Below are 4,737 nucleotides of genomic sequence, written 5' to 3'. Positions count from 1 at the left end.
GGTGACTATGATATTGCTTATAACAAGGATACTAGAGTCTTAAGAGTGGAAATTCCAAAAGATTTAACGGATCTATCAGCCTTTGAATATCCTGTTAGAGACCAGTTGATAGAGTCAGTGGATATGAAGGAATTGTCTAATCGTTATCAAATGGACATCACATTGTCTGCGAATACCACTTATCAGCAATTGACTTCTGATGATCAAATTGTGCTTTCATTCTCCAACTTGACCATTCAAAATTCGATTTACAAGGACATGCTCATAGTACTGGATGCAGGTCATGGTGGACATGACTCCGGGGCGACAGGTACTAAGGCCAAGGAAAAGGATTTAGCGCTTAAGGCAACCCTTTTACTTGAAAATGAGTTAAAAGCTCTTGGATTCAAGGTTTATATGACGCGTTCAACAGACGAATATATCGGTCTTTATGATCGAGCGGACATCGCCAATGATTTAAATGCAGACCTCTTTGTGAGTATTCATATCAATGCCACAACCAATTCTGTTGCATCTGGAGTAGAGGTACTCTATGCATCCGATAGCATGACCAGCGGAAAGGGCCTTGCAAGTTTGATTCAAAAGCAAATGGTCAGTGCCTTAAAGGCAAAAGACAGGGGGATTGTAAAACGCCCTAATTTAGTCGTGTTGAGAGAAACCAAGATGCCTTCAGTTTTATGTGAACTTGGCTTTATCAGCAATCCAGAAGAACAGGATAAGATGATGACGACGGCTTACCTTGAAAAGGCAACTAAGGCAATCGTAGAAGGTATTAAACAATTTGTAAAATAGGAGGCACTAAATTGAGAATAGATTCAAGAACAAATGATCAACTGAGAGAGGTTAAATTTACGCGTAATTTCATCATGCATCCACAAGGCGCAGTCCTTGTGGAAATGGGGAATACCAAGGTGATATGTACGGCAACCATCGAAGAAAAGGTACCCCCTTTTCTAAAGGGGTCAGACCAGGGCTGGGTGACGGCAGAGTACGGCATGCTACCAGGCTCTACAGGGAGTCGTAAATCGAGAAATACAAAGGGAATTGATGGAAGAAGTCAAGAAATTCAGCGCTTGATCGGGAGATCCTTGAGATCAATTGTAGATCTGAAATTGCTTGGAGAACGTACTATTTGGATTGACTGCGATGTGATACAAGCAGATGGTGGGACTAGAACGGCTTCCATTACGGGTGCCTATGTAGCGCTTTGTGACGCTGTAAACACCTTGCTGGCAAGTGGCGTCCTCAAGACAAATCCCATTAGGACCAGTGTCGCTGCTGTGAGCGTGGGCATTTATGAGTCTGAAATTATTTTGGACCTATGCTATGAAGAAGACTCAAAGGCCCATGTGGATATGAATCTCGTGATGACTGGTGAAGGTGAACTCATAGAAATTCAGGGAACTGGCGAGGAGAAGCCCTTTACTAAAGCCCAAATGTTAGAACTTTTAGAGATGGGTGAAAAGGGGATTAAAACACTTACTGCCCTTCAAAAGGAAGCCTTAGAACAAATATAGATGAACAGGAGTAATGCATATGAAGCATAAAGCAATTCTTGCCTCGAGCAATAAGCACAAGCTAGAGGAAATTCAGGAGATATTAAAGGAGTTCGATTATGAACTTTTGACATTAAGCGATGTTGGCTTAGGAGATTTGGAGATTATTGAAGATGGAGAGACCTTTGAAGAGAATTCTTATATCAAGGCGAAAACTGTGCTCGATCTAAAAAAAGTCATTACGATTGCAGATGATTCGGGACTTGAAGTGGATTATCTTAATGGGGCGCCAGGAGTCTACTCAGCGCGATATGCCGGAGATCATGTCAGTTATTCAGACAACAATAAAAAGCTCTTAGAAGCGCTTATAGGTGTACCAGAGGAGGATCGTACCGCAAGATTTGTCACTGTTATAACAATGCTTTTCGAAAATGGTGAAAAAATTGTCGCTAGAGGAGAAGTTGAGGGTATAATAGGGACAGAATTAAAAGGCGACGGTGGTTTTGGTTATGACCCCTTGTTCTACGTTCCAAAAATCGGTAAAACTTTTGCAGAGTGTACTTCAGATGAAAAAAATAAATTAAGTCATCGGGCAAATGCATTGGTTCAACTCAAAGAAATACTAAGTAAACGTCAGAATTAGGTGCATTCATGAAAATTTGTGTTTTTAGTGATACGCATGGACATTTGTCTCAAATAAAGGATAAGCTCATCCACCTTGACCACGAGGTGGATGCATTCTGGTTTTTAGGTGATTATGCAAAGGATGCCAGGGCTTTAAAGAAAATATTGACCAAAGAAGTTGTGATTGTCAAAGGAAATTGTGATTTGCATTCTCATGAGCCGGAAGATCAAATCCTCGAGCTAGAAGGGAAAAAAATTCTTTTGACACATGGACATCGGTATAATGTAAAGGGGAGTTTAACGACCCTATATTTAAAAGCCAAATCTGAGGAAGCCGATTTGGTCTGCTTTGGTCATACCCATACCGCATTAAATGTAGAAGAAGAGGGGATTGTTTTTTTTAATCCAGGAAGTCCAACTAGCCCACGTGGCAATATTCATGGTTCTATGGGGATGGTTATTATTCGGGAAAATCAGATTGTCTGTCAACATATTTGGCTTTAAATACTATTTCTTGAGCCTTAGTAAAAACAAGGAATACAGTGATATTAATGCGTGTAAAATAATTGTAATTTTCAGATTAGTACAACATTAAAAATCTTTTCAAAAGGTGTTGACGTTTTATATAGAGTCATGTATAATAAAATTCGTCAGTGACCGACGGGGTGTAGCGCAGTTTGGTAGCGCATTTGGTTTGGGACCAAAGGGTCGCGGGTTCAAATCCTGCCACCCCGACCATTGATGCGTTCGTAGCTCAACTGGATAGAGCACCGCCCTTCTAAGGCGGGGGTTTGGGGTTCGAGTCCCTACGGACGCGCCACTTTTTTTTTCAAAGGTGAAGCAGCTTAATTTAATATGGCGACTGTAGTCAAGTGGTTAAGACACAGGATTGTGGCTCCTGCATGCGTGGGTTCGAACCCCATCAGTCGCCCCATTTTATTGGGGATTCGCCAAGCGGTAAGGCACCGGACTTTGACTCCGTTATGCACAGGTTCAAATCCTGTATCCCCAGCCAACATGGTCCATTAGCTCAGTCGGTAGAGCACCTGACTTTTAATCAGGGTGTCCCGCGTTCGAGTCGCGGATGGATCACCATTCAAAAGCCAGTTGATTGATTACAATCAGCTGGTTTTTGCTATTTAAACAGAATGTAAAACAATAGCTTCATCTCGTATAAAAATGGGTAACATTATCTTGGTAGCATTGTTATCGGATGACGCTATTATTGGGTAACGCTATAAAATAAAAGTGGCTTAATGAAAACAGTATTGAATAGACAAATCAGTGAGATTTATAAGGGGCGGTCAAAATGAAAAATTCTTTTTTTGGAAAGCAATTCATATTATTTTTAATAGTGGTAATGGTTTTTGGCACTGGTTGTCAGAAAAGTGAACCCATTAAGATTGGTGTTGTTGCAACCTTAAGCGGTGAAAATTCTAAACTTTCAAGTTCAGGTATCAACGGATTGGATATTGCAATTGATGAGATTAACCAATCTGGGGGTATTGATGGTAGGCCTTTAGAATTAATCATTAAAGAGACTGAAGATGACCCTGATAAAGCCATGAAGAGGGATGAAGAACTTATTTCAGAGGGTGTAAAAATCGTTATTGGCCCCTTTACAAGCGGTATGGTCACAAGGACGATTGAATATATAAATAGCCAAGACATGCTTGTGATTGGCCCTACAGCGAGTGTAGACACACTTGAAGGGAAAGATGATCATTACATTAGATTTATAGGGTCTGCACTTGATGAAGCGGTGGCGTTATCAGATTCAGCTGTAAAACTTGATCATAAATCGTTTGCTGTGGTCTATGACATGACTAACGTTGGCTTTGCAGATAAACTTGCACAGGATTTCAAAGATGAGATTGAGTCCAAGCTAGGCGGCACGGCAAGGCTTTTGGCAATTGATCCTCAAAAGGTGGAAACACTTGAAGTGGCACTTTCAAGAGTGAGAGAGCTCAATCCTCAAGCAGTCTTAATCGTGGCAAATGCAAAGACAAGTGTCACTTTAGCAGAGAAAATAAAAGCCTTGAACCCAGAGATGCAATTATACAGTTCAATGTGGTCTGATACCTCAGAGCTTATAAAACTAGGTTCAGAAGCTGTTGAAGGCATGGTTGTCGTAAATTGGAATGCTGCCAAGGGCGATACGGAAGCCTATAAACACTTCTACAAGACTTATGTGGATCGCTATGGCGAAAGTCCAGATTTCTCAGCAGTATACAGCTATGATGCCATGAAGGCATTAATTCAAGCGATGACTGAAACGAAGAGTGAAGATCCATCAGTCATAAAAGACAAACTCTTAGAGATATCAAGATATGAAGGTTTGCAAGGACCATATGCTATTGATGCCTATGGTGATGTCAGTAGAGCCTATCATACTTTTAGAATCATAGATGGACAATTGAAAGCAATTGAGTAAAGATGACGAAACCCCCTAAGTATGCAGTCGATTCACGATGCAAAACTTAGGGGGTTATTTATATTTTTTTGAGATTACTTTAATTGATTTAATATGCCAATAGGTGAAATGTTAGCGCTTTGAGAGGCCTGCATGTCTCTTAACCATTCGGAGACTTGCGTAAGATGTGATTTACACGCACTC

At 40.8% G+C, this 4,737-nt stretch carries 5 protein-coding genes and 5 tRNA genes; all 10 read left to right on the top strand.

Annotated elements, in window-relative coordinates; translation table 11 throughout:
• The coding region (locus AC220I_RS18280; protein ID WP_486725302.1) for an N-acetylmuramoyl-L-alanine amidase family protein at positions 1–792 on the top strand (792 nt) is incomplete at its 5' end.
• Positions 793–803: 11 nt separating this feature from the next.
• Complete coding sequence (gene rph, locus AC220I_RS18275; RefSeq protein WP_486725301.1) at positions 804–1,517, top strand: ribonuclease PH; 714 nt, start codon at positions 804–806, stop codon at positions 1,515–1,517.
• Positions 1,518–1,536: 19 nt separating this feature from the next.
• Positions 1,537–2,139, top strand: a complete 603-nt coding sequence (locus AC220I_RS18270) for an XTP/dITP diphosphatase (RefSeq protein ID WP_486725300.1) — start codon at positions 1,537–1,539, stop codon at positions 2,137–2,139.
• A gap of 8 nt (positions 2,140–2,147) precedes the next feature.
• Positions 2,148–2,624, top strand: a complete 477-nt coding sequence (locus AC220I_RS18265; RefSeq protein ID WP_486725299.1) for a metallophosphoesterase family protein — start codon at positions 2,148–2,150, stop codon at positions 2,622–2,624.
• Positions 2,625–2,781: 157 nt separating this feature from the next.
• Positions 2,782–2,858, top strand: a tRNA-Pro gene (locus AC220I_RS18260).
• A gap of 5 nt (positions 2,859–2,863) precedes the next feature.
• Positions 2,864–2,940: transfer RNA gene (locus tag AC220I_RS18255), tRNA-Arg, on the top strand.
• A 38-nt stretch (positions 2,941–2,978) separates the two neighbouring features.
• A tRNA-His gene (locus tag AC220I_RS18250) sits at positions 2,979–3,054 on the top strand.
• A gap of 6 nt (positions 3,055–3,060) precedes the next feature.
• A tRNA-Gln gene (locus AC220I_RS18245) sits at positions 3,061–3,135 on the top strand.
• 4 nt (positions 3,136–3,139) lie between these two features.
• A tRNA-Lys gene (locus AC220I_RS18240) sits at positions 3,140–3,215 on the top strand.
• Positions 3,216–3,429: 214 nt separating this feature from the next.
• Positions 3,430–4,554 carry an ABC transporter substrate-binding protein gene (locus AC220I_RS18235; protein WP_486725298.1) on the top strand — a complete coding sequence of 375 codons (1,125 nt, stop codon included), beginning with the start codon at positions 3,430–3,432 and terminating at the stop codon, positions 4,552–4,554.
• The last annotated feature ends 183 nt before the right edge of the window (positions 4,555–4,737 follow it).

Source organism: Fusibacter sp. (assembly GCF_057447755.1).
Note: the sequence above shows the minus strand (reverse complement) of the source record. Positions and strands in the feature narration are given on the sequence as shown.